Origin of the sequence: Anatilimnocola aggregata (assembly GCF_007747655.1) — a bacterium.
In the GTDB taxonomy this organism is placed as follows: Bacteria; Planctomycetota; Planctomycetia; order Pirellulales; family Pirellulaceae; genus Anatilimnocola; species Anatilimnocola aggregata.
This window is the reverse complement of the sequence record NZ_CP036274.1, coordinates 5,109,253-5,131,760: the sequence shown is the minus strand read 5'-3', so window position 1 is coordinate 5,131,760 and position 22,508 is coordinate 5,109,253. Positions and strand designations below refer to the sequence as shown.

At 56.8% G+C, this 22,508-nt stretch carries 19 protein-coding genes, 1 other RNA gene and 1 pseudogene; 12 read left to right on the top strand and 9 right to left on the bottom strand.

What is annotated here, in order from left to right; all coding sequences use genetic code 11:
- Positions 1-264: 264 nt before the first annotated feature.
- Complete coding sequence (locus ETAA8_RS35725) at positions 265-1,353, top strand: calcium-binding protein (protein ID WP_315851574.1); 1,089 nt, start codon at positions 265-267, stop codon at positions 1,351-1,353.
- A gap of 65 nt (positions 1,354-1,418) precedes the next feature.
- Here ETAA8_RS35725 and ETAA8_RS19080 read toward each other — a convergent pair.
- Positions 1,419-1,541, bottom strand: a pseudogene (locus ETAA8_RS19080) (IS3 family transposase); the annotation flags it as partial.
- 1,115 nt (positions 1,542-2,656) lie between these two features.
- Here ETAA8_RS19080 and ETAA8_RS19075 point away from each other — a divergent pair.
- Positions 2,657-2,854 (top strand): hypothetical protein, encoded by a 198-nt coding sequence (locus ETAA8_RS19075; protein WP_145091857.1) that lies wholly within the window; start codon positions 2,657-2,659, stop codon positions 2,852-2,854.
- A 610-nt stretch (positions 2,855-3,464) separates the two neighbouring features.
- Here the strand turns inward: ETAA8_RS19075 and ltrA are convergent.
- Both ltrA and ETAA8_RS19065 read right to left on the bottom strand, forming a co-directional pair.
- Positions 3,465-4,853 carry a group II intron reverse transcriptase/maturase gene (gene ltrA, locus ETAA8_RS19070; protein ID WP_238397424.1) on the bottom strand — a complete coding sequence of 463 codons (1,389 nt, stop codon included), beginning with the start codon at positions 4,851-4,853 and terminating at the stop codon, positions 3,465-3,467.
- A gap of 597 nt (positions 4,854-5,450) precedes the next feature.
- Positions 5,451-5,789 carry a hypothetical protein gene (locus ETAA8_RS19065; protein WP_145091854.1) on the bottom strand — a complete coding sequence of 113 codons (339 nt, stop codon included), beginning with the start codon at positions 5,787-5,789 and terminating at the stop codon, positions 5,451-5,453.
- On the opposite strand from ETAA8_RS19065, the gene ETAA8_RS19060 reads away from it, so the two are divergent.
- The 3 genes from ETAA8_RS19060 to ETAA8_RS19045 all read left to right on the top strand — a co-directional run bounded on the left by ETAA8_RS19060 (position 5,788) and on the right by ETAA8_RS19045 (position 8,966).
- Positions 5,788-6,108 carry a hypothetical protein gene (locus ETAA8_RS19060; RefSeq protein WP_145091849.1) on the top strand — a complete coding sequence of 107 codons (321 nt, stop codon included), beginning with the start codon at positions 5,788-5,790 and terminating at the stop codon, positions 6,106-6,108. The genes ETAA8_RS19065 and ETAA8_RS19060 overlap by 2 nt on opposite strands.
- 644 nt (positions 6,109-6,752) lie before the next feature.
- A complete protein-coding gene (locus ETAA8_RS19050) occupies positions 6,753-7,898 on the top strand; it encodes a thermonuclease family protein (RefSeq protein ID WP_145091843.1) in 1,146 nt (381 codons plus the stop codon).
- Between the two features lie 21 nt (positions 7,899-7,919).
- Positions 7,920-8,966 carry a hypothetical protein gene (locus ETAA8_RS19045; RefSeq protein ID WP_145091840.1) on the top strand — a complete coding sequence of 349 codons (1,047 nt, stop codon included), beginning with the start codon at positions 7,920-7,922 and terminating at the stop codon, positions 8,964-8,966.
- Here ETAA8_RS19045 and ETAA8_RS19040 read toward each other — a convergent pair.
- Both ETAA8_RS19040 and ETAA8_RS19035 read right to left on the bottom strand, forming a co-directional pair.
- A complete protein-coding gene (locus tag ETAA8_RS19040) occupies positions 8,963-10,954 on the bottom strand; it encodes a terminase gpA endonuclease subunit (RefSeq protein WP_202921086.1) in 1,992 nt (663 codons plus the stop codon). The two genes, ETAA8_RS19045 and ETAA8_RS19040, sit on opposite strands and share 4 nt — an antisense overlap.
- Complete coding sequence (locus tag ETAA8_RS19035) at positions 10,935-11,570, bottom strand: hypothetical protein (protein WP_145091834.1); 636 nt, start codon at positions 11,568-11,570, stop codon at positions 10,935-10,937. Before ETAA8_RS19035 ends, ETAA8_RS19040 begins: the two co-directional genes overlap by 20 nt.
- 485 nt (positions 11,571-12,055) lie before the next feature.
- Between ETAA8_RS19035 and ETAA8_RS19030 the strand changes: the two genes are divergently transcribed.
- The 3 genes from ETAA8_RS19030 (at position 12,056) to ETAA8_RS19020 (ending at position 12,868) form a co-directional block, all read left to right on the top strand.
- Positions 12,056-12,298 (top strand): hypothetical protein, encoded by a 243-nt coding sequence (locus ETAA8_RS19030; protein WP_145091831.1) that lies wholly within the window; start codon positions 12,056-12,058, stop codon positions 12,296-12,298.
- Positions 12,298-12,362: hammerhead ribozyme type II (locus tag ETAA8_RS19025), an RNA gene on the top strand. Before ETAA8_RS19030 ends, ETAA8_RS19025 begins: the two co-directional genes overlap by 1 nt.
- Positions 12,363-12,385: 23 nt before the next feature.
- Positions 12,386-12,868 (top strand): winged helix-turn-helix domain-containing protein, encoded by a 483-nt coding sequence (locus ETAA8_RS19020; protein WP_145091828.1) that lies wholly within the window; start codon positions 12,386-12,388, stop codon positions 12,866-12,868.
- 119 nt (positions 12,869-12,987) lie between these two features.
- On the opposite strand, the gene ETAA8_RS19015 is transcribed toward ETAA8_RS19020, so the two are convergent.
- The gene (locus ETAA8_RS19015; protein ID WP_145091825.1) at positions 12,988-14,301 is read right to left on the bottom strand and encodes a DNA modification methylase; all 1,314 of its coding nucleotides are present in this window, start codon (positions 14,299-14,301) and stop codon (positions 12,988-12,990) included.
- A gap of 373 nt (positions 14,302-14,674) precedes the next feature.
- Here ETAA8_RS19015 and ETAA8_RS19010 point away from each other — a divergent pair, with 373 nt between their 5' ends.
- From ETAA8_RS19010 to ETAA8_RS18995, 4 genes are all read left to right on the top strand, one after another.
- Positions 14,675-15,403, top strand: coding sequence for a hypothetical protein (locus ETAA8_RS19010; protein ID WP_145091822.1), 729 nt, complete (start codon positions 14,675-14,677; stop codon positions 15,401-15,403).
- A gap of 11 nt (positions 15,404-15,414) precedes the next feature.
- On the top strand, positions 15,415-16,560 hold the full coding sequence (locus ETAA8_RS19005; RefSeq protein WP_145091819.1) for a cytochrome P450 family protein: 1,146 nt from the start codon (positions 15,415-15,417) through the stop codon (positions 16,558-16,560).
- Between the two features lie 117 nt (positions 16,561-16,677).
- The gene (locus ETAA8_RS19000; RefSeq protein WP_145091816.1) at positions 16,678-18,450 is read left to right on the top strand and encodes a thiol-activated cytolysin family protein; all 1,773 of its coding nucleotides are present in this window, start codon (positions 16,678-16,680) and stop codon (positions 18,448-18,450) included.
- A 338-nt stretch (positions 18,451-18,788) separates the two neighbouring features.
- Complete coding sequence (locus ETAA8_RS18995) at positions 18,789-19,016, top strand: hypothetical protein (protein WP_145091813.1); 228 nt, start codon at positions 18,789-18,791, stop codon at positions 19,014-19,016.
- Positions 19,017-19,174: 158 nt separating this feature from the next.
- Here ETAA8_RS18995 and ETAA8_RS18990 read toward each other — a convergent pair whose 3' ends face one another.
- The 3 genes from ETAA8_RS18990 to ETAA8_RS18980 all read right to left on the bottom strand — a co-directional run bounded on the left by ETAA8_RS18990 (position 19,175) and on the right by ETAA8_RS18980 (position 22,502).
- Entirely contained in the window at positions 19,175-21,577 is a 2,403-nt protein-coding gene (locus ETAA8_RS18990) for a phage/plasmid primase, P4 family (protein WP_145091809.1), read from the bottom strand.
- 26 nt (positions 21,578-21,603) lie between these two features.
- Positions 21,604-21,894: a hypothetical protein gene (locus ETAA8_RS18985; RefSeq protein ID WP_145091806.1), complete on the bottom strand. Its 291-nt coding sequence runs from the start codon at positions 21,892-21,894 to the stop codon at positions 21,604-21,606.
- Between the two features lie 68 nt (positions 21,895-21,962).
- Complete coding sequence (locus tag ETAA8_RS18980; RefSeq protein WP_145091803.1) at positions 21,963-22,502, bottom strand: sigma-70 family RNA polymerase sigma factor; 540 nt, start codon at positions 22,500-22,502, stop codon at positions 21,963-21,965.
- Between the last annotated feature and the right edge of the window lie 6 nt (positions 22,503-22,508).

The following is a 22,508-nucleotide window of genomic DNA, read 5'->3' as shown; positions in this document are numbered from 1 at the left end:
GACGGCGATCCCGTTGCTCATGTTACTGCCAGCTATCAGGTCGCGTTGTTCGAGCGTTTTGCACTTCAGTCTACGGCGACAATCGCAACGATCGCGTGCTCGGCAGCGCCGTTTGAATCAAGCGACCTACTGGCGGGACGCAATAATACGACTCGCCCAGTGCGAAGCCCGTCAATATCGGGCGCAAGCTATTGCGCTACAAGGACTTGCAAAAACTCGGAAAAGGCCTGTCGGGTCGTGGTCTCGCTTGTTGAGTTAGTAAGTATGCCCGGCCCATTCGCCGGTATTCACCACTCGCAACGAAAGACTGCCGCCATGCATTGCCACAACCGCCGCCTGCAACTCGAAACGCTTGAAGGTCGCCAACTCATGGCGGGAGTCACCATGGCCAACGGCAAGATCACCATCTTTGGCTCGTCGGGCGACGATGTCGCTATGGCATATCATCTCGATTACAACCAAACGATCATTCGCGCTCGAGTCATCACTCCTTCTCAAACGTATTTCACCGACTTCAAGGCATCGCAGATCAACGCTGTCGAGTTTTTGGCCTATGAAGGCCGTGATCAATGGACGAACAACACCAACCGCACTGGCATTGTTTGGGGCGGAGCGGGCAACGATCAGCTGTACGGTGGCAGTGGAGCGGACACGATGTACGGCAATGAAGGTGACGACTGGATCCAGGGAAACGGGGGCAACGATTTCATTGGGGGTGGTCAAGGAAACGATGAAATCTACGGCGGTGCCGGCAATGATCAAATCTATGGCGAGGATGGCCGCGACACGCTCGATGGAGGTGACGGCGACGACCTCATGCTCGGCCAAGGCGGCAACGACAACATACGCGGCAGAGCGGGCAATGATCGAATCGAAGGGAACCTCGGCGACGATGACCTGAATGGTGATGACGGCAACGACTATCTGTGGGGCCAAGAAGGCAACGACAAACTCTTCGGCTTCACTGGCGACGACTTCTTGGCAGGAGCTGATGGCAACGACCTGTTGCAAGGCCACGACGGTAATGACACCCTGTACGGCGATAATGGCAACGACACGCTGTATGGCGACGCCGGCAACGACAAACTCTTCGGCTGGGTTGGCAACGACTACCTGTACGGTGGGAGTGGTAACGACCAACTGCTGGGCGAACATGGTGCCGATATGCTCTTCGGCGATGCGGGCAACGACACGCTCGATGGTGGTCAGGATGGTTTCGTCGATTCGCTCAACGGCGGTACCGGTACCGATCTGTTCATCCTCGAGACCTATGTCACCGGTGGCGTTCGCAGACGTCGCGACGTCTTCAACAACTTCAACGCGAAAGAGGGCGACACGCTGCAGGATCGATAACTACCAGCTTCAAACGCCATCGAAAGCTGGTTGGCTATTCTGTCTCGCCGCCGACAACCTTCGCCGTCCATCGTGCGACCTTTGCCGTCCATGCTGATCGCAATCGACGACTGCGACAGCCGCGAGGTAAATTCGCAACTGGTGAACTGCGACCCTTGATCGGTGTTGAAAATCATCGGACGGCCAAAGAGCAGCGCTTCGTTGAGCGTCACCATCAATAGGCCGTTCGGTTCAGATATGCCCGCTCGATCGCTAAATCGACCAAACTCCTAAGTGGTCTGGCAGTATCCAAACGGAACGCGAGCCCTGTCGAGCATGCCGCGGCTGCTGCTCTAATCTTCTTGGCCCAACCCCAGCATGCTCGCTCTTCTTCCATCCAGCCGTAGATCGTCTCTATATTCGCTCGGCAACCTTCTACGCCCCAGCGATCCATCTGCTGAGCCCGCGCTCTGCAACTGCATCCAGGCATCTCGTTGACGCCGATACTCTTGAGAACGGCGGTGAGCACGGTGCCCGGCCCGCCGCTCTTTGCGACGATCCCGCCACATGCAACACGCCCCCACAATGCTCCGTATCGCGAGTCATTCCAGTAGAGCCAGCAGACGCGGCAATCGCGTCGTCGAACCCACGGTTCGTCAATCTGGCAACTGTCGCAGTGGCAAGGGCGTTTCATTGGGTGATCGTGACGCGCATAGTGCCGGTGAAGGTAGGCGGGTCAAAGCCTGGCGTCGTGCCCCAAGCCCAGACGCTGATATTGACCGTCGCCTGCAGAAAGAATGGGCTCAGGAAGCGAAGAGCATGCTCCGGTGACACCCGCGCTCTTAGCAACGGGGAAATGCCTACCTGCGCTCACGAAAAAGCCTGACTGCAACGCTCACCTGCAAGCGTCGTCACAATCAGGCATCGTGGCGGCAACCTCGAATGCCGCCGCAAATCAACTCTTACGTGCAAGCTGGGTGTGTCAATCGGCGAAACGTAAGATCATCGGTTCTGGCGAGTCCCCGCCGGTAGTTGTTAATTCAAGGCTCTGCCCAGTCGAGATGCACTCAGCCGCAGTATCTGCCGGTGCTGGGATCGTTTCTTTGCGCGCGTAGAAAAAGCCTGATTGCGTCGGCCATACCAAGCCAACACAACCAGGCTCACGTTGTGACACTGTGCCATGCCACCACAAGTAACTCTGCCACACAATCGAGGGGCGTCAATCTGTCGCAGGTAAGACTGTGCGACTAAGACTAATGGTAGGGATTGTTCGGCCGGTGAAAGTATCACAGCCGTCTGTTTCGAGCATAGGCCATACTTAGGCATGGCAAGCTATACAAAAGATGCTACCGCCGAGTGGACTCCGCTGAGCGATGATAAGTTTCGTGTCGAACTGATCGACGCTGACTCGCGTCGCGCTGTCCCGGTCGTTGTGGCTGACATCTTTCTTGATACCGTCCACTGGTATTACCGCGCTCCGTCATTCGCCACGGTTATCGAATTTGGGACAGACACGAAATAACTGTCCGCCTTTGCCCGCAGGAATTGGAGATTTAAGACCGGCGCACGATAAAGCCTGGCATTGCCGAAGGCGAATTTTTAGCATCGTTCAAATCGTTCACGAAACCGATAAACATTCCGTGATGTTAGCGGTGGAGCGGCCCCTGCTGCTAACGCCCCCCAGTGCCTGACCCGCTGGGGGCTTTTGTATGCGCCGGACCAAATCCCGGAAATACCTAGTGGACCGCGCTCAGATTTCGTCTGCCGTCTCGTTTCGCGCCAACGGCAGCGTTATCGAGATATCATTCCTCCCCGGCCTAACACCAGCTCAGTACTCCGAACTTTGCCTGATTATGGACGTTTCCAATGACTACGATCAGTTGCTTGAACATGTTCGGACACTAGTCCTGCGATGGAATGTAACGCTCGCTATTCATCACCTCTCACTATGACGACTAAGGCTATCGACGTTGTAGGACCACATCTCTCCGTCTCGTTCTCGTGGTGCATGATGCCTACTCAGGCTAAAGGTGATGAAATCGGGATAGGGGAGAGCCTTTCGGCTCTGCCCCTCCCACACCACCGGGCATACGGGTCCGTACCGCGGCGGTTCGGCTGGGTGAACGGGTGGTTCAGGTTGTTGGGGAGAGCATCGGAAGGCCCAGCGCCTCGAAGTACGCTCGGGTGAGCGAAATTCCCAGCGCGGGGCTGCGGCTGAGGTGCCAGTAGCCTTTGCGGCTGCCGGCGGTTTGAGCGGCAAGGTCTTTGCCGATTCCCAGCCTTCGCAGTTCAGCGAACCGGCGTGGGCCAGTCCGCCATTGCTTCCACGCATAGCATCTCAACCGACGGTGAATCCAACTGTCGAAGTCACGCAGCACCGATGGGGTCTGGCAGAAGCCGAAGTAGCCTCGCCAACCCAGCAAGTAACTGCGCAGTTCGCTGACCACGCGTTCCAAGGACGAGCCCCGGTTACGTTTGGTCAGTTGCCGGATTCGCTGCTTGAACTTCGCTCGCGATGAAGGTGCGATGCTCCGCTTCTTGCTGGAGGCGAACGTGAACCCCAGGAACTTGCGTTTCCCAGGGCGGTCCACGGCGCTCTTCGTCTGGTTGACTGTCAGCCGGAGCTGAGTGGCCAGCCAGTGAGTCACGCTTTGCAGAACACGTTGTCCCGCCCGCTGGCTTTTGACGTACACGTTGCAGTCATCGGCGTAGCGGGCGAAACGCAGGCCGCGAGACTCAAGCTCGCGATCCAGTTCATCCAGCAGCAAGTTCGAGAGCAACGGTGAGAGCGGGCCTCCCTGCGGCGTTCCTTCCGGAGTCGCCTCGGTTAGCCCCTCAATCATCACTCCCGAGTTCAAGAAGGCACGAATCAGTTTCAGCAGTCGTTTGTCTTCCACACGCCGAGCCACGCGGCTCATCAGCACGTCGTGGTTCACGCGGTCGAAGAATTTCTCCAGATCCAAATCGACGACCCAGGTGTACCCCTCCTCCAGATATTGCTGGACTTGGGCGATTGCCTGGTGAGCCGACCGGCCCGGCCGAAAGCCGAAACTGTGCTCCGAAAACGTCGCGTCCCAGAGCGGTGAAAGCACCTGAAGAATCGCCTGCTGGATCACGCGATCCACCACCGTCGGAATGCCAAGCTTACGCACTCCACCGTCGGGCTTAGGGATCTCCACACGCTTTACCGGCTGAGGCCGATACGTCCCAGCGAGCAACCCGCCGACGATCCGGTCGCGGTGACGCTCGAAATACTTTTCGAGTTGCGTCACACGCATTCCATCCACGCCGGGAGCGCCACCGTTGGCAATTACTTTCGCAATCGCCTGGTTGAGATTGGATGCGTCGCAGATGCACTCCATCAACCGATCACTACCTGTCGGGCGTTCAGTGCTCAAGTTCGCCGCAGACAGCACGGTCCCTTCGTCGCGGGCGCTCGGAGATTCACTCCCAGCTTCCCCCGCAAAGGCCAGCAGCAGTTGTGTCTGCTGCGTCTGGTTTTTCTGCCGTTTGCTGCCCATGAGTTCTCGGACTTACTTGCCACTCCATTTACCTCGTTTAGCACGAGGTACCGTTCGGGCCTTCGGACGGACCGCGACGATCGTGTGAGCCCAGGCCGTTTCTGCTCTTTCGAGTCAGTGTCCCGCTCAAGCGGATCGGCGGCACCCGCCTACTATGCCCTCGGCTGACTTCTGACGTGCGGTCATCGCTCCTTGCGAAGCAATCAGTTCGGGTCGCAGCAGCAAGGCTGTTCCTCCCAAACACACGCCAGACCTCCCAGGTTAAGTTTGACAACCTTCGTCGCACGCCCGCCGGATTTACAGCACCGGCCTTCGATGGATGGAGGACTTCGCCGTTTCGTGGCGGCTCGTCCCACCGGTACTGCCTACGATCCGATTCCTGTGCGTCAGGCCGCGACTTTGCTCCACGCTTCCTTCAAACCCCGCGTCACCGCGACGCCCTTGCGCTTCGCTGATCCTTCACCTCCATCAGGTTGGATAAGGGACTTCCACCCTCGAATTGGCAAACATGCCTGGCAAACACGAAAAAGCCCGGTATCAGTTGACACCGGGCGAGGGGTTGATTGCGGGCTGTAGCTCAGCCTGCGGCTCAGCGTATTAGTCCTGCTTAGCCTCTGGCGGGTCATCCTTGCCCGGCGTCCACGTGCTGCCGAGCCAGTGCCCGCGACGTGCTGCAATCAACCGCTCAATCAACTTGTGCACCTCGCACGACCGCTCTCTAAGGTCAAGCACTTTTATCCGCAGCGGGTCATCAACCGGGAAGCCAGATTTCAGAACGTGCTGTTCAAGCCGCATGAGGTATTGGCGGCCGGGTTCCAATTGCTCAAGGAGCGTTTCGAGCTGCTTCGTCGTGAGTTGAGTGCAGTCCATGCCGGCAGTGTACGGATGGATAGGTAGCGAGAAAAGCGGCTGGGCACAAATTAGAATCTGGCTCATGCCAGTGGATCCCACCAAACTGCGATTCGGCCCCTATCAATCGCCCTGCTTTAAGATCGGCCAGAAGGTCGACTGCGAAGCCCGCGGCGAGGTGACCATCTTTCGTATCTCAGACGGTCGCATCCCTTGGCCGGTCGGGAAGAAGGGCTCGGCGTTGTCGCTCGTGCTCACTGGTGATCTTGCCCGGTCAGTGCGCCAAGAGGCAGTGCCCGCAATCAAGCATTGGTGGGGCGTGGGCACAAGCGCTGTCTGGAAATGGCGCCGAGCGCTCGGCGTTGAAGATACCGAAGGCAATCGGCTGATACGCGTCGAGCATTAGACACCGGAACGCGTTGCTGCCTTCGTGAAAGCGACCGCACCGACTGCCAGGTCTCCCGAGCGAAGGGCGAAGATTGCAGCAGCGAAACGGGGTAAGCCGCGGCCGGCTCACGTTATCGAGATTCTTCGCCGGGTCAACACTGGCCGAAAGCACTCCGCTGCCTCACGTGCCAAGATGTCAGCGGCGCGGAAGGCCTGGGCTGCTCGTGGCGACTTAGCACCCGCCCCCAGAGTTCCTTGGTCTGCGAAGGAGATTGAACTTCTCCTCACATTGCCGGCTGCAACAGTTGCCAAACGAACGGGGCGAACGCTGCAGGCTGTCTACGCGCGGCGGTCCCTGCTCAAGTTGCCGGATGGGAGAAGGGCCGCAAAATGAAATGATTCGCTGCGACATCCTGGTTATGCAGGATGGACGGCTATCCTGTTATGCATCTGAATGGCAACCAGATGAGAGTCGATCGCTAATCCATCGCAGGTGGGAAGATTGCAATCGCGGCCCAAAAACGGTACTCACGGTATTGAAGCAGCACGCTCGGCCGTTAATGCGCTCGCTCAAATCCTCGGCTAACTTGACGGTGCCATTCCGTAAAGTTTGACAGGCACCCCTACGACGAACAGAATACACCCTCTCAATAGGTGCATTTAATGGGGCGTCGAACAAAAGCCAGCTCTGCTCTAACGGCCTCAGCCGTCGTGGTTCTTTGCGCGGTGGGCTTCTGCTGTGGCGGCCCAATTGCATTTGTTAAATCTCTCTCCTCGCCCCAGAAGACGGAAATAAAGCACAGGGCGGCGGTCAAGGCCGCCGCCGTTCCCTCTACTACTGCCGAAGCGACATTTCAGTTCCGTCCCACAACGGATTACAGCGACAAGGCTGTCATAAAAAGCGCCCTGCCGCCGGCACCTGTTGCGGTTATTCCAGATGTCGATGTCCCACTCTCAGCCGAACCTGCACAAGTTGCTCCTCAACAACTTCCCGACATATTTCGGAAATGGACGGACGACACGGGGCAATTCAGCGTTATCGCTGTCGCGGCAAGGTGGGATTCAAACGAGGCAAAACTTCAGCGCGAAGACGGGAAGCTGCTCACGCTCCCGCTCGGTAAGCTCAGCGCTGCGGACCAGGCATATCTCCACACGGTCAAGTTTCCACCGACGTACTTGCCTGGCGGGAAGGTTGCTCTAGGTAAAGCAGTCGGCGTCACAGATGGCGATACGATCAAACTCATCGATGAAGAAAAGGGAAACTACACGATCCGCCTGGAAGGGATCGACGCGCCGGAGAGTCATCAAGCATTCGGAACTCAGGCCAAAAAAACGCTTTCCGAGAAAGTGTTCGGTAAGGTGGTTCGCGTTGAGTGGAAAGAGACAGATAAATATGGCCGCACGCTAGGCCATGTGTATTTCGGGAACAGGCACATCAACCTCGAATTGGTCAACGAGGGGATGGCGTGGCATTACAAGAAGTATAGCACCGACCAAAATCTCGCAGCTGCAGAAAACTTGGCCCGCGATCAAGCGATAGGTCTTTGGCGAGATTCTCGGCCAATCGCTCCCTGGGATTTCCGCAGCGGAAAGAGTGATGCGGCAGCTTCCATTCCTGCGCTACCCATGCCAAGCATGGTGCCTCTGCAAGCTCCGTTTACTGAGATGACGGTGACTGTCTACGTGACGACAACTGGCGAGAAATACCATCGAGGCGGCTGCCGCCATCTTTCCAAGAGCCGCATTCCGATATCGCTCAGCCGGGCACAGGCAAGTTACTCACCGTGTTCGGTGTGCAATCCACCTTAACAGTCAGTGAAAGGGCCTGATTTGCCTCTCTCGCCTGCCGCACGGAGAATCCGAAAACTGCTGCGTGAAACTCGCCTCCCAGTCTCTTCGGTCGCCTATTATTGCCGCGTCAATCGGAAGCGTCTTAACAGCTTTCTGTCCGGAGATCGATTAGTCAGTGATCGCCAAATTGCTGCCGTCCTACGGTTTTTGAATCGTGAGCTTGAAACACGAGCTCAATCTGATCAGCATCGAAGCGAGTTTGACGCGATCTGGCACAATCTTGCTGAACGTTCATTGCGTTATGCCGTACTTGAAAGAAGAAATTGCCGTGAGGGAACGGGCGTATTCGTCCGAATCGGCAATCAAGAATTCATAGCGACATGCGGCCATGTTCTAAAAGAAGATTTGTGTCCAACTGCCATGCCGCAGCAAGTTCTGTTGGCACGCAAAGGAATTACTCGCGTGGAGGAAGCGGGTAAGTCGGTATTGCGCGTAAATGTGAATGGCGAGATGGACGTGGGCTACATCGCAATTGTCCCTGGTACATCGGAAAGTCTAGGCCACCAAGCAATTGAGATCGATCGAATCTGCAACTTCGGACGAGGGCAGCCGGGACGCAATTCATTTTTGTGGGGATATCCAGATTGGAGTGAAGCACCACACAATCACAGGATGTCAAAGTCGGGCAATGTGGACCTTCAGCCAATCAATTATGCGTTTCCTCTACTTGCCGCTGATGAATGGGGCGATTTGGAAGACTCGCGATTCCCATTCAAAAAGTCGCGCGACATCGTATTTCGTTATGACAGGCATGAGGATTTGAAGTGCGGTGACGGGACGTTGCCGAATCCTAAGGGCATGAGCGGTTGTGGATTGTGGCAAGGCATTACCAGGATCGGGCCAAATGACCTGTGGGTCGCCGAAGATATCAAGCTGATTGGCATTCAATGCGGTGTCGGCAGGCCCGACTCACCGCCGTTCGCCCGATGTGTCCAAATTCATCATTGGCTGAGCCTCGTGGCTAATGACTTTCCCAGCCTACGACGAGCAATCGGTAAAGTTAAGACCGTTTCATCTCCACCCTAGCTCCCTCGAATTCCCCGCCACCGACTGAGATCAATCCACGGACTGCCGTCCCTTCGCGTATGGCCAGAACTGATCACCGCAGACCTTCGGGACTGCTCCGGTAGTTGCTCGGCAATCAATCGAGCTCCCGCCAGATAGCCCGCCGCACAGGCATTGTAGATCGCATCGAGCCAGTGATTGTCCTTTCGAATCCGTTCCCACCGCGTCACCACGCCCTGACCCGCGATGAATTCTTCGACCTTCGTCTCGGCGGTTAGATGGCGGGCCAGCGCCAAGTGCTCGTGCGGACCTGCCTGGTAGAAGGTCAACGCACCAGGACTCGTGAGGGGAGTGCTCAAGCGCGCATGCACCCAGGTCTTCCAGTGATCGGCATTGGCCTCGACCAAGTAAACGCTCGCCGCTTGCTGCAGGGCAAGATGAAACCCTTCGCCAATGTGGTGGACCGTATTCGTTGCCTGCGTCGGCTGGTGATAGTTCTGGCGGCGCTGCTGTGCGGCACCACGGCCGACTGCCGGTCGGAAGCGATTGCCCGACTCCCGCACGAAGGCGTAGACAACGTCGGTCTGATACCCAGCATCGACCCAGACCTGATCGGGGATCATCGGCTTATCGGTGCCAAGCTTTGGCCAGCCGTTGGTGACGAGATCGCGAAACTGCCGCAGAGTCACCATGACCGCCTGTTCGACACCGAGGTCCTGAGATGGAACCTCAAGACGCCCGTAGTCGACCAAGTGCCCGGTCGCTCCTTCGCGCCAAGCAATCAGCGCCCAATGCGTCAGATACTTGCCGATGTCGATGGCCGCGGTCAGGAACCTGGCATCTGCGGGGATGATCCCCTTCGCCCAGCTGCCATGACGAGCAGCCAGTTCGGTTACGGCCAGTGGTGTCTGGTTCCACTTAGTGGCCTCAACTGGAATGCACCAGACGAACTGGCGCATCTCCCGTTCGGCCAGTTCTTCTTCAGTCGCTCGACTGGCGCGCCATTCGTCGGAGGCCACATCCCCGGCACCGAGGAACAGATTGTGGACCGCGGACCAGCGAAAGCCCAAGGTATCCGTCTCAGGATCTGCCCCGGTGACAACACCGTTTTCATCGACCGACTGATCGCCATGCAGAAGACGGCCCCGCACGTTTGCTTCCCGCCGCTGGTCATCGGTCCACGGCTCGCTGCACTGAGGACAAACGAACCGAGCCTGGTTCTTCGCCATGGTCTGGGTGTCGGCCGCTTGCCAGCCGATGAGATGCTCACGCTCGGGAGTTACGAAGTGCCTGCAATGGGGACAGGGAAGTGCAATCCGACTGTGGGTGCCGTTATCGAACTCCTGCCAGGTCCGACCTTCTTCAGTGCTGACGGTGCATTCCATGTAGATCCGCTTGCGACTACCGTAGGCCCGTGTGCGTGCCTCGAGCTGAGTGACCTTATCGCTCTCGCGACTGGCAGCCCCCGGCCGGTCCAGACCATCCGTCTCAGTAATGACGACCACCCGTGAGGTGAAACCGGCCCGGCTTTTGTCGTTGCCTCCGCCCGACATGAATTTTAGCGTGGCACCATTGCGAAGCTGCAAGGCATCAACACGTCCGCCGCGACTACCGCCACCTTTGCGTGGGAGTAGATCTCGGTACCGGGACTGCTCAATGACCGGCAGGATATCTTCGCGCCACTTGTCGCCGGCCATATCCATATCGGGCAAGCCGCAGATTACCGTCTCGCCGATCTCCAGCAGGTGATAGAGGAGCGGGAGCACGAAGCACGACAGCGTCTTTCCCGACTGCGTGGGTCCGGTTGCAACGAACCGGCTCCACTTCCCCGAATCGACCGCATCGAGCCAGAGCGCGGTGTAGGGCTGGCGATCGCAGCGGAACCGTCTCCCTTCGAAGGGACCGTCCGGAATGACGATCTCTTCCTCGGCAAACTGCCGCATGGTGCGCAGTTTTGGTGCCCGTGCCCGGGAGATGCACCACCGCAGGTCATTGAGGATCGGACTCATCCGTGCCTCCAAAGACCTGTTCGATCTCCCGGTCTGCATCACTCAAGGCTTCATCGAGAATCTCGCGTGCCTCGGGACCGAACTGTCGTTCAAGCAGTTCCCCAGCGGCGCGCAGCCGCGTGGCGATCCGGCCCAGACCATCCCGCGCTTCATCGCGAGGGAGCAAGGTCCCTTCCCGTTCCTGCCTTTCCAGTTTGGCGAGTGTCGCCCGTTCTTCGCGGTAGCGTTCGAGCGCGGGGCTATTCGCTCCCGACTGCATCAGTTCGTCGTCCGGTGCTGCCAACTTCCGGGCATTGGCGGCCAGGAAGTTATGAAGTGCCAGCACCACATCCGGCAGGCAGATGTTCGCGCCGCCGAAGGGCAGGCCGTAAAGACCAGCTTGCTCGTGGAGTACCTTCGTCTGGCGCCCGGACATCTCCCGCCAATGTTTCTGCGGGATCTTGCCGTAGTACTGCCAGCGGAGCTTCTCTTCCTTATCCCGTTCGAACTTCTTCAGCGCCGTTTGTTCGCGATTCGAGAGGGATTCGCCCGACAAAACCTTCTTGTAGGCAGCTGCCGCTTCCCGCTGGGCGGCCGCTTCCGAGGCTGATTTGGGGGTGTTGGAGTCGGCGCTCATTTCCGCTTACCCTCGATTTCTATGCCTTTTTGACACTGACCTGCAGTATTTCCCGTGTTTGGCGCTATTCGGTGTCAGTTTCCGCTTACCCTCGATTGGCCCCGAAAGGCCCGTCCCCGAGGTCAAAGTTGCGCCGATGCCCTGTTTCCCCCGTGTTTGGCGCTATTTAGCGCGCATTCTTACTTACCGCCGGAAAATAACGCCACTCTTGCCAAAATTCCCCTATTTACGGACCGCGCGCTAGGGGGAGCCGGCCTGGAAGTACCTATGAAAAACCACCAGTATTCGCCTAGTTTTACGCACATTCCGGGCGTCATGTTCTGATATAGTCGTGGCGTACAGTGCAGTATGTAGTGCGCTACAGATGATAATGTATTCACATTATTGTGCGCATCTGTCGTCATATTCCGCTTGATGTTCTCCCGATTCCATGGCTCATGTGTGTCTGTCAGCAGACGGATTACCCACGAACCGGAGAACGAACGATGAGCGAAGAACGAATGAGCGGCGCGGTGGACCAAGAGGCCTTCGAGAAGGTGATTCGCGACAACCTTTCGCCGGAGGGAGTGGCGGCGTTGGTGATGGCGCTGCAGCCCGCGGGATCGATCCGGGCTACTACACCGGAAGGCGAACAAGCGGTGCAGCAGGTGCTGTGGTTCCGCAGCACGCTGCTCGACATGATCGGAGTGAAGACCTTCAACCAGCAGATGGACGAACTTGGTTTCTAAGCCGAAACGCCTTCGCAGGCGTAGCTCGGCGGTGGTTCGCCGGGCCTGACGATGGCAGCCAATCCATTGCGAATCCGGAGAACGACGATGTCCAAGAAGTCCAGCACGAAGAAGCCAGCCACTAAGACCGTGAAGGCCAAGCCAGCGAAGAAGGCAAAGGCCGAGGCACCCGCCGCCAAGCCCGAAGCGCCCGCGACCAAGCCCATCGTTACCTGCCCCAAGGGTGGCGACCACGAATGGACGGACGAGAACGGTGAACGCTTCTGTACGAAATGCAAGGAGCCGCAGGGCACGAAGGTCAAAGCGAAGAAGCCTGCCAAGGCCAAGCCTGCGAAAGAGAAGAAGATGTCGGCGTTGGACGCTGCCGCCAAGCTCCTCGAAGAGACCAAAGAACCAATGAACACCAAGGCGATGATCGAAACCATCGCCGCGAAGGGCTATTGGACGAGCCCCGGTGGCAAGACGCCGCACGCCACGCTCTACAGCGCCATCCTGCGGGAGATCACGACGAAGGGGAAGGAAGCCCGGTTCAAGAAGACCGACCGCGGCAACTTTGCGTTCAACGGATAGCCCACTCCGCCAGACTTGGCCCCACGACGCCCCACGTTCGCCACGTTGGGGCGTTTTTTCGTTTATGGGGACAACGGCGGGACTGTGCGACCGGCCGCCCGTGTTGCGAAGTGTGGCGTTCAAGCGGCCACCTCGGCGGACGCGACCCGTTCTGCCTTCCGCCCGGCAAACTTTTCCCAGCGCTGGACGATAACGTCACAATAGAGAACGTCCAGTTCCATTAGGTACGCGTTGCGTCCGGTCTGCTCCGCACCGATCAGCGTGGAACCGCTGCCACCAAACAGATCGAGCACGTTCTCACCCGGTCGTGACGAGTACTGCATCGCCCGTGCTGCAAGCTCGACCGGCTTCTCGGTCAGATGCACCATGCTCTGCGGGTTGACCTTCTTCACATGCCAGAGATCGGTCGCGTTGTTAGGCCCGAGGAACGTGTGGCCAGCGCCTTCTTTCCACCCGTAGAAAGCGATTTCGAACGCGCCCATAAAGTCCTTCCGCGTGAGCACCGGGTGCTGCTTGTCCCAGATGATGCCTTGGCTGAAGTACAGCTCGTGCTTCTTGAGGAACGGCGGATAGTTACCGAGGTTGGCGTAACCGCCCCAGATGTAGAAGCTGCGGCCGGGAAGCAGCACACGCGAGATGTTGCCAAACCAAGCATCGAGCAGATCATCGAAGGCTTCGTCCGTTACGAAGTCGTTGGCAAGTGGACGGTCCTTCGCCCGGAGCTTCTTCTGCGTCGGTTTGGCCTTACCCGGATGACGAGCCACATCGAGCGACTGGTGATGCTTCGGACCAGCGAACGAACTGAGTCCCGCAGCGATAGCATTGTTGCTGCGAGGCTCCACCTTGACGTTGTACGGTGGATCGCTGTTCACCAGATGGATTTGGGCGCCATCGAGTAAACGATCGAGCTGTTCCGGCTTGCTGCTATCACCACAGAGCAGTCGATGATTGCCAAGGATCCACAGGTCGCCAGGCTTCGTGATCGCTTCGTCGGGCGGCGCTGGGACACTGTCAGGATCACACTGGCCTTCCGCGACCTCGATCCCCATCAGCTTCTGCAACTCGTCCTGGTCGAAGCCGAGCAGCGTGAGGTCGTAATCCATCTCCTGCAGATCGGCCAGTTCGATGGGCAACAACTGCTTGTCCCATTCGGCGATGTTAGCCGTCTGATTATCCGCGATCCGGTACGCTTTGATCTGCGCCGGCGTGAGATCGGTCGCCGTATGCACGGGGACTTCGGTGTACCCGAGCTTCTTGGCCGCTTTCCAGCGAGTATGCCCGACGATGATCACGCCGTCCTGGTCGACCACAATCGGCTGACGCCAGCCGTATTCCTTCAACGAAGCCGCAACTGCCGCGACAGCGTCAGTGTTGACGCGGGGGTTGTTGGGGTACGGCTTAACGCGGTCGATCAACCACTGTTCGATTTGCATCGGAGCATACCTTGAGCACGTGAGTGCTGGTTGCTCCGAGATGCGGAGTGCGGCCCGGGTATCCCAGGCGGCGGATCGACGGACCAGAGAACGCGTCGATCGCTGTGGTGGTATTGTACCACAGTAAGTCACGCTAGCGGGACTTTCTTCGCGCGGGGGTTGAATGCGAAGAATGAGATCTTTAAAACCCGCGATCCATTTTGAAACTCTGAAACCAAGGCAGCGTTGTATCTGAGATCGGATTGAGCCGAGGAACTCACGGAGCGCCGCAAATCCAACCACGGGAATACCTTAGAAAAATCTGTCCGCAACGGCGGCTCGTGACTGCTCTAATATGGCAGATGAGCAGACAACCCCTTTCATCGAGGTAAACATGAACCACCAACCGGTTGACGATTTGGTCGATCGCGCAATTGCGAGCGCAATCGACTGGGCGGCCACAAATGGCGAACCCCCACGCCACTTCTTCATTCTGGCGTTGTACACAAAGACGCCGGCGCAGACTGAACTGATCGAGCTAATTCAGGCATTCGTAAGTAGCGGTCCTTCCGAACAAACAACACTGCGAACAATTATTGAGCAAAAGCTGGATTGCTTCATCCGGAAAGGCCCCGGCGACCATCCATGCCCGGAATGGGCAGTTGCAACAATGCGTGGGTTGTGGATGTTTGCAACAAACGACTTTGAGGAAAGCGTTTCTTGCGACCGCGACGCGTTGGAAATTGTCCAGGGTACCAACTCTTGGATGGAGGCGGTTTCAAACTTCAATATCAGCGAGCACTATCTGCGAGTTGAAGGCGAATACGCCGAGGCTCTGAGGTATGTCACAAATGCGATCGTGATTGATCCCCGGAACCAAGGCTTCTGGTCCAATTATGCTATCGCCTCTTTACTCGAAGGGAGCGAAAAGCACCGAGCCATGGGGCTAAAAGTTCTCCGGGACCTACCCGCTTTCGCTAATGATGGGACGCTCGACACGGTATGGGTGACGCTGCTTGAACTTGAACCTGAATATGCAGACATGCTGTCAACTGAACTGGAGTTGGTACCTCGATTGAAAAACTGGCTCGACAAAACCCGTGGCTCAAACACCCCTCTTTAAGGACTTCTGAAATGCCAGGTAAGGTTCGCCGCACAATCCCGCAACTTAAAGAGATGCTAAACAGGATGCATGAATCCGTTTGCACCGAATGTGGCTCTCTTTTTGACAACACCGTAATTGGCCAGGCCCGCAAGGAACTATTCTTACACCTTCTTAGGTGCGTTCACGAATTCGCGTTTAGAACGGCACTTCGTGAGGCCGACAAGCTTTCAAATTCGTGGCACGATCAAATTATTCTGCGGTGGGGAGATATCTACAATGCGGGATGGGCATTTTTAGTTAAACACATGCGTGCAAACGAATCGCCCTTTTGCACTACCGCCGATTTGTCACTGGAAGAACAAATTGCTGAACTCGAAGGTCACCGCCATGACCGCCCAAACTATATTTCTGACCGCCGCGAATGGGACTTCGAAGCAAAGGAAATTCGCCTGCACCAACAACGGGCACGTCGATCAGGGGAGTTGCTTGGTAAAACCTACGACGAGTTCCTAAAGGATCGCGAGCGCAAGGCAATCGCTGTCTCGGAGAAAGCGGTTCAGAAGGTGGTTAACCAGAGTGATATCTCGCCCGAGTCAATTGAGTTCGCCGAGGCTGCGGAAAAGTCGAAACCAGACGATTTCACGGCAGAAGATTTGCGGCACCGAGCGTCCTTGCTAGGACCGCTAGTGCCCGCGAAGATGCCGCTGAAAGCCTTGGTAGCATGGTTGCTGACGGAATCCGATCCGGAGAACCGCGAAGCAAGCATCAACGTGATTCGGGGCCGACTCGCTACTATGGATCAGACAATTTTTGACCGCGAGTACGAAGCCAAGGCGAAGTGCATCGAAATTGACGAGAGGACAACTAAGAACACACTTGCTAGGCGAATTGCACGCGAGCCATCTCTCATGCTTGTAGTGTGGTGGCTGCTTTATTCTGGGGTTGTTCTCTTGCTAGCTATTAATACAGTTGCATCTGTCGATGTGTCCGCGTCGCGGCACGCCGATGTAACCGTATCTGGCTTAGATCGTGATGAGGCTTACGCCGAACTTATTTCGATCTGCCACAAGCAGACTTCTCGTGAGAGTCGGTTGCAAAAAGTGAATGCCATTTGCGGGGTGGGTGACCCTAATGTGTTCACCGACCGAGAACACATGTGGCATAAGCAGACTTGACGCCAATAAAAACTTTGTCCGCAAGGCCGCCCTTTGGCGGCCTTTTTTATTGTGACGGCTCGAGCAACTCGGACCAACTTCAGTCCAATCGATCCGTCCTGATCAGGAGTCTTGCACATGACACTCTTCAATCGTAACGGCTGGGTAGATATGGTCCTTCCCAATATGAAAGAACTGTCTTGCCAAACCGTACAGCGCCGAGCTTTTTTTTCACTCGCTGGCCTGTCGCTGGCAACTGGTGTATTTGCGTTTGAGCTGCCGCCTTCAGATGCACCCATAGGGTCGGCTGCGCAAGCAGTTTCTACTGATACTCCGCAGACGAGTAGCTCCAAGTATTTGGAGCTACAAACCATTCTGAAGCACCATCGCCCAACTAAGGCCGTAACGCCGAAGCCGACCAGCAGAACACCGGTGATCAAGGAGGTCAAGGACGGAAAATACTACCTCACGGTTGAGGAGCAGATTTCCAACACCATGACGGAGGTCCGGGAATGGGTACTTTTCGGTAACGACGATGGGTTTGTATATCCGGGATCACGCATCTTTGTCGGGCCACTGCGGGAAGGAAGGTTTGTACCCGTGCAAGGCAAGGCACCGATGGCCGAAGTGCCGACAGTACTAGTCGGAGCACAAAGTAAAAGGACCACCTTCGTTCATGATGGTACTTTTTTTGGTTTTCAACGGGCGGCCGCGCCGATCATTCAGCAACTCACACGCCCGGCGCAGAAGTCGAGTTTGAAAATTACGTATGGTGCTAGCCTGGAAAAAGCACTGAGCGAGTCCGGGTTGTCTGTCGGTGGATGGGGAGTTCAATTCAGTGCAAGCAGGAAAGCGGTTGGCTCCGAACGGCGTTCATTTGCCGTGCTGAGTCTCTCGGAGGCTTATTACACGATCGTTGCCGACATTACCCAGATTGATGGTATGTCGCCGGCTACTTCGCTGGATGCCGATCCGATTCTCGCGAAGTATATTTTGAGCAAGATGAAGGAATACGGGGAGATCGGCTTTGTGCGAAGCGTGAAGTACGGGCGCCGTGCGGTGATCGTGCTGTCGGCAGCGGCGACCGAAGAAGAATTGAAACGGACATTGCGAGTTCAGGCGAGCGGGTTTGGACTCAAGGTGGACGGCCACCTCGACGACGAACAAAAGAGGATATTTCATTCGATGGAGGCAGAGGCCGTCATTATTGGCGGTAAGGCAAGTCCCGTTTTGGGGGCAACCGTTACCGGCGGTCCCGAAGCCTTCCTCAACAATGTAAACCAATTCCTGGCGGATACAGTCGTGTTTGATGCCCAAACCGCTGCCGTTCCGATCTCATTTGAAGTGCGTTTCGCGTTTGATAACGAACCTATGGCCGACTACCGCACCGCGGAATTCGCTGGCCAAATCGTGACCAAAAGAAAGAAGTGCGAGGAAACCGTCTTAATTGCTAAACTTCCCGTTGAATTGACAGGTCAAGATGCCCGCTTGATCCGTGACGATCAAGAAGTATTTAGCAATGACTGGACGGCCGTCGATCTGAGCTACACGTTGGCTGTATCGTCTGATCAGCGTCATGTTATGCTCGCGATCACACTTGGCACGAGAGAGTGTGAAAATGACCGCAGCTATAGGGGGGCAACCCACATTCAGTCATCACGACAAATCCGAGTGTTTAGTTTACCGGAAGGCGATACCCGCAAAATTCTGTCGGTCAAAGCGGCATCGCTGAGCGAGATCCGAAATAACGAGCTGTTTGGGGGCGAATTATTGCACTCGTTCGCATTCCCTAACACCGGAGCCCTGTACGACATTGTTGTTCGTGTTGACGGAAAGTCTGGAGAGGATTTGAAGGAACAAAGTCTCAAGGCAATAATCGACTTCTCTGTCGAGATCGACAGGGAGCATTAATTTCGATGAACCTGCTAGAAGTTTGTCCCGGCCATCTCTGTATCGAAGGTGGCCAAAGTCTTGTACGACATCCTGAACTCAAAAGAAACAGCCCTCGTTTCCGCTTCGTGCCGTGCTTAGCTCAATCACCGCCCCCGCCGGCGCCTCCACCAGAATCCGGCCTCGCCGCCCCTTCCGACCAATGAATCGGATCCGCACCTCGACACCATCGACTCGTACAACGCGCGTCTCGCCCTCGCTGTACCAATCGATGCACTGACTGGTCGGATGTTTGACGTCATGATTCGACTGGGGTTCAATTTGCATGTTCAGATTCCGTTCTTGAGAATGGTGATTGAATGAAGCACAGAGAGCTGCACGTTGTGATAACGCAGACGCATGGCCATTGGTCGGCCAGCCTGGCTCATAGCCCGGAGCTCGGGTACGGCGGCAAGACTGCTCGGGAAGCAGCCCGGCGGTTGTTGCATGACTCGGCCATCGTTGACCTGGACGAAGGGCACCTGATCGAGACTAGCGCCGTCGAGAGCGATGGCCGCTTGGAACTGGTTGTTCGGGTCGGTGAATAGCCCGCAACGGGACTTCACAGGCATCACAGGGACACCAGGGTTATCCAATCTGTTATTTCCCCAGCACCCCTCACTTCCATCTCTGATTATCAAAGGTCGCGTGATTAGTTTAGATAGGTGTTTCCCTGGTGTCCTTGTGAACCCTGTGAACCTGTTTTTCACTGTGCGGCTAACCCAATTCCGACATAACACCATTGCTGTTCCCCACTTAAAGTGCGTTGCTTCGCCTCGACCGCTGGACGATGCCTTTTTAACGATTTGCCAAATGCCGAATCGGGCATTCCCGGCCGCCCCAATGTTCCCAGGTAGTCGTTGAAGGCGATCAACAACTTCTTCTTAGGAACCAGTGCCTCGCTAGACTCCACTGTGGCGCGATCGAGCCAGCCGGCGAGCGGATCAGTGGTCGAATGAAATTCGTTCCAAGCTGCCTGCGTGCTTTCCGACTGAGTGAAGCCATTCTGTTTGGCAATGCGTGGCAAGGCGTCGAGTGCCTTGTTCAGCAAGCCGGATAACTCGGCCGGAGAAGACAACCTGGCGTCGAGAACCTTGCGCGATATTTCTTCCGTCGAACCGCGGAACGAGCGATCGAATGGGATGACGAGCCATCGCTCGAAGAATCCCTGAGATGAATCGGTTGAGCGCGGTGGCGAGTTTGCCGAGAAGACAAGCCGGCAAAATGGAGTGAAATCAAAGCTGTCCTTAAATTTGTATTCCCCGGTAATTTTGTCGCCGCCGGTAATGGACTTGAACACGCTGGTCCCGGCCAAGTGCTCGGTCGGCAAGTCAGCACAGATGTTGGCTAGTTTCCCCATGATGCGTGAAGCTGCGAACCGATCCGACTCCAGCTTGTGCAGGGATATGCTCGAGGTGTTCGAACTACCGATGAACGACGACACCATTGCTAAGTACGTCGACTTACCGTTACCTCCCGCGCCTGTGAGAAGAATCGCCTTTTGGAATGAGTTGTCAGGCAGCATCAAATAGGCGGGGATTTCGCACGCCAGATCACGCGCGTCCACAGGAAACACGTCGGCGACGAATGAGTCGATGCTCGGGCAAGTCGCCGCCGGATCGAAGCGAACCGGCAATTGAACCGGCGACATGAATGTCGGTTGGTGCCGCTTGAGCTGGCGCGTGGCGATGTCGAGCAGTCCGTTCTGCACGTTGAGTACGTCCGACGGCGGGCTTTCCCAGAGGACAGGTGAATCCACGCGGATGTATTCGATCACCTGCTCCGCCAGCGTTGGCGTCCACAGTTGTGACTTGCCCCAATCCTGCAGAACTCGCTTCACTTGCCGGCGAACGTATTCTTCAGCCTTGGGTCGATAGACACCGTGGTCGAAGCGATACAGCTTCATTCCCTGGTCTTGGGCGAAGTGATTCTCTTCGCAAATTTGCGCAGTAACCTTCGGAACGACACCATTGTCGCCGTCTTCCTCGGATTCGTCGTCGCTGCCGTTCAGTTCCTCGTATAACTCCAGGCGGATCTCGTCGGCCGCTGCTTCCCAGGTCTGCTCGAAATAGTCCCGGCCGCGTTCCTGGAACTTGCTGACGTCAGCAACCTGGGGCCAGAACTCTTCCTTGGGCACGCCATTGCGAATCGCTTCGCAACAGACGGAGAAGTCTGCTGCACTCCGGTCCCCCTTCTTCGCCAAGCGTGCCCGTACAACAGCGGCAGCAAGTTCGTCCTGCTTCGACGCCGAGAGATTACGTTTCGCGGGGAGCGGCATCTTGGCGACCGCATCCCGCTTTTCGCGGTCTGGACTACAGGCCGCTAGATGTTCGAACTCAGATACCGAGTAACGTCGGTCGGCATGCAACTCGACCAGCCGGCAAGGAACTGGCGCGGCACCCTTGCGCTGGTTCTTGCGGTTGAGCGTTCCGGGCACTCGCAGGATTCGGGACAAATCATGCGTATGGTCGCCGCTGAGTTTCGACGCCAGCCCCTTCATGACGTCCTGGAGGTGGAGTGCCTTGGGGCTCAGCTTGGGCAGGAGAGCGCGACTTGTGAGCTCGATCCGCTCGCCGCTGGCATCGATGATGTATTTGTTCGGCTTGTTCTTGCCGTCCTTCCGGATCCACTCAGTTTCAACTGGGGCAGGATCGCAAACATCGTCGATTAAGTAGGGCTCGCTCAACAGCCAATACACGTGGTAACCATTGCCGCTGGCGACAGAAATGGAAGGCGGCGGCAACTCTGAATTCGCCAAACGCTCCGCGAGTTCCTCGGCGGTGATCTTGTCGATGTCGACCCATATTGCGCGGACGGTCCGGACTTGCCACGCCAGATCGAACCGCCCCTTATCCCCGAATCGCGGTGCGACCCCGAAGAACACATTGGCATTCTCGGCTTCGGAAACCGCGAGCAGCTGCTCAACGGTGTATCCCACCAGGTCCGGCGTGGCGACGCGATGATACGTCTGCTTGAAGAGTGTCTTCGAGCACTTCTTGCCGTTCTCCTCCCAAGTTTCGATGGGACGGTAGAGAACAATATCCTGCGGCTCGAACAGCGTCGTCAGGAACCGAACAGCATCGGCAATGCAATGATTTGCTTCCCTCATCCCTGCCTTCCGCAGTGCGGAACTCCTTATGCGGTGCTGCGATCCGCAGATCGCACCGGCCGCACCGTAAACGAATCGGGCCCACACTCGCGCGTGAGGAACCCGGTAAACAGTTTGTTGAAGCTGTCGCCGACCGATGTCGACACATCGACGATGCAGGCCCGCTGATCAACGTCTAAAAAATGGCGTGCTTCGAGCCGCGTCTGTGATTCACCAAACAGTGACTCGGCCGCCATGATGGCGAGCAAGAGGCTGGCTTCGACATCTTCGATGGCGAGATCGTGGCTGAACTCATAGCGGTAATGTTGAGCTGGCATGTTTGTCCTTCGGTACCGGTGATTTCTCTGGTTATTAAGTACTGCGGCTCACGCCCAAGTGTGCCAGGTTATTTCAGATATTCGGCCAGACCTTGGTCTTCGCAGCGCTGACGAATCACCCTGAGGCGTCGGTACAGGGTGCTGCGGGAGACATCGCACTGTTCGGCAACACGTGTGTTGGACTGCTCTGATACCCATTGGCAGAGATTCCGCTCTTCGGGCGTAAGCGTTGCCAGTACCTGCCTAAGATCGATGGCCAGATCGTCGTTGTCATGGCCAGGTACTACTCGCAGCCCGGGCAGCACGTCGCCGTTCTCGCCGCCACGGGGACGGTCCTTACGCCGGAGGTGCTTCCGGCGGATCACCGCAAGCTGCTGATCAACGAGTCGGCTAATGAAGAGACCGGCCGGCCCCCGGTCCGGATCAAACCGGTGTAGCCGGGCCAGCACATAAGCCAACAGTTCTTGTGCGTAGCCCTCCGTGTCGACTGGCTGGGGCCAGTAACGACTGCTCGTTTGAACCTTGCGCAGAATGAACCTCTGCTGAATCAACAAGGCATCATCGTCAGTAAGAGGAAGCGAGGGAGACCAACCAGCTAATGCGTGCATCCGAGC

What these genes read in the sequence shown, in the direction of transcription:
- ETAA8_RS35725 (WP_315851574.1), top strand. Translation starts at nt 265, where the DNA reads ATGCCCGGCCCATTCGCCGGTATTCACCACTCGCAACGAAAGACTGCC.
- ETAA8_RS19075 (WP_145091857.1), top strand. Translation starts at nt 2,657, where the DNA reads ATGGCAAGCTATACAAAAGATGCTACCGCCGAGTGGACTCCGCTGAGC.
- ltrA (WP_238397424.1), bottom strand. Translation starts at nt 4,853, where the DNA reads ATGGGCAGCAAACGGCAGAAAAACCAGACGCAGCAGACACAACTGCTG.
- ETAA8_RS19060 (WP_145091849.1), top strand. Translation starts at nt 5,788, where the DNA reads ATGCCAGTGGATCCCACCAAACTGCGATTCGGCCCCTATCAATCGCCC.
- ETAA8_RS19065 (WP_145091854.1), bottom strand. Translation starts at nt 5,789, where the DNA reads ATGAGCCAGATTCTAATTTGTGCCCAGCCGCTTTTCTCGCTACCTATC.
- ETAA8_RS19050 (WP_145091843.1), top strand. Translation starts at nt 6,753, where the DNA reads ATGGGGCGTCGAACAAAAGCCAGCTCTGCTCTAACGGCCTCAGCCGTC.
- ETAA8_RS19040 (WP_202921086.1), bottom strand. Translation starts at nt 10,954, where the DNA reads ATGAGTCCGATCCTCAATGACCTGCGGTGGTGCATCTCCCGGGCACGG.
- ETAA8_RS19035 (WP_145091834.1), bottom strand. Translation starts at nt 11,570, where the DNA reads ATGAGCGCCGACTCCAACACCCCCAAATCAGCCTCGGAAGCGGCCGCC.
- ETAA8_RS19030 (WP_145091831.1), top strand. Translation starts at nt 12,056, where the DNA reads ATGAGCGAAGAACGAATGAGCGGCGCGGTGGACCAAGAGGCCTTCGAG.
- ETAA8_RS19020 (WP_145091828.1), top strand. Translation starts at nt 12,386, where the DNA reads ATGTCCAAGAAGTCCAGCACGAAGAAGCCAGCCACTAAGACCGTGAAG.
- ETAA8_RS19015 (WP_145091825.1), bottom strand. Translation starts at nt 14,301, where the DNA reads ATGCAAATCGAACAGTGGTTGATCGACCGCGTTAAGCCGTACCCCAAC.
- ETAA8_RS19010 (WP_145091822.1), top strand. Translation starts at nt 14,675, where the DNA reads ATGAACCACCAACCGGTTGACGATTTGGTCGATCGCGCAATTGCGAGC.
- ETAA8_RS19005 (WP_145091819.1), top strand. Translation starts at nt 15,415, where the DNA reads ATGCCAGGTAAGGTTCGCCGCACAATCCCGCAACTTAAAGAGATGCTA.
- ETAA8_RS19000 (WP_145091816.1), top strand. Translation starts at nt 16,678, where the DNA reads ATGACACTCTTCAATCGTAACGGCTGGGTAGATATGGTCCTTCCCAAT.
- ETAA8_RS18995 (WP_145091813.1), top strand. Translation starts at nt 18,789, where the DNA reads ATGAAGCACAGAGAGCTGCACGTTGTGATAACGCAGACGCATGGCCAT.
- ETAA8_RS18990 (WP_145091809.1), bottom strand. Translation starts at nt 21,577, where the DNA reads ATGAGGGAAGCAAATCATTGCATTGCCGATGCTGTTCGGTTCCTGACG.
- ETAA8_RS18985 (WP_145091806.1), bottom strand. Translation starts at nt 21,894, where the DNA reads ATGCCAGCTCAACATTACCGCTATGAGTTCAGCCACGATCTCGCCATC.
- ETAA8_RS18980 (WP_145091803.1), bottom strand. Translation starts at nt 22,502, where the DNA reads ATGCACGCATTAGCTGGTTGGTCTCCCTCGCTTCCTCTTACTGACGAT.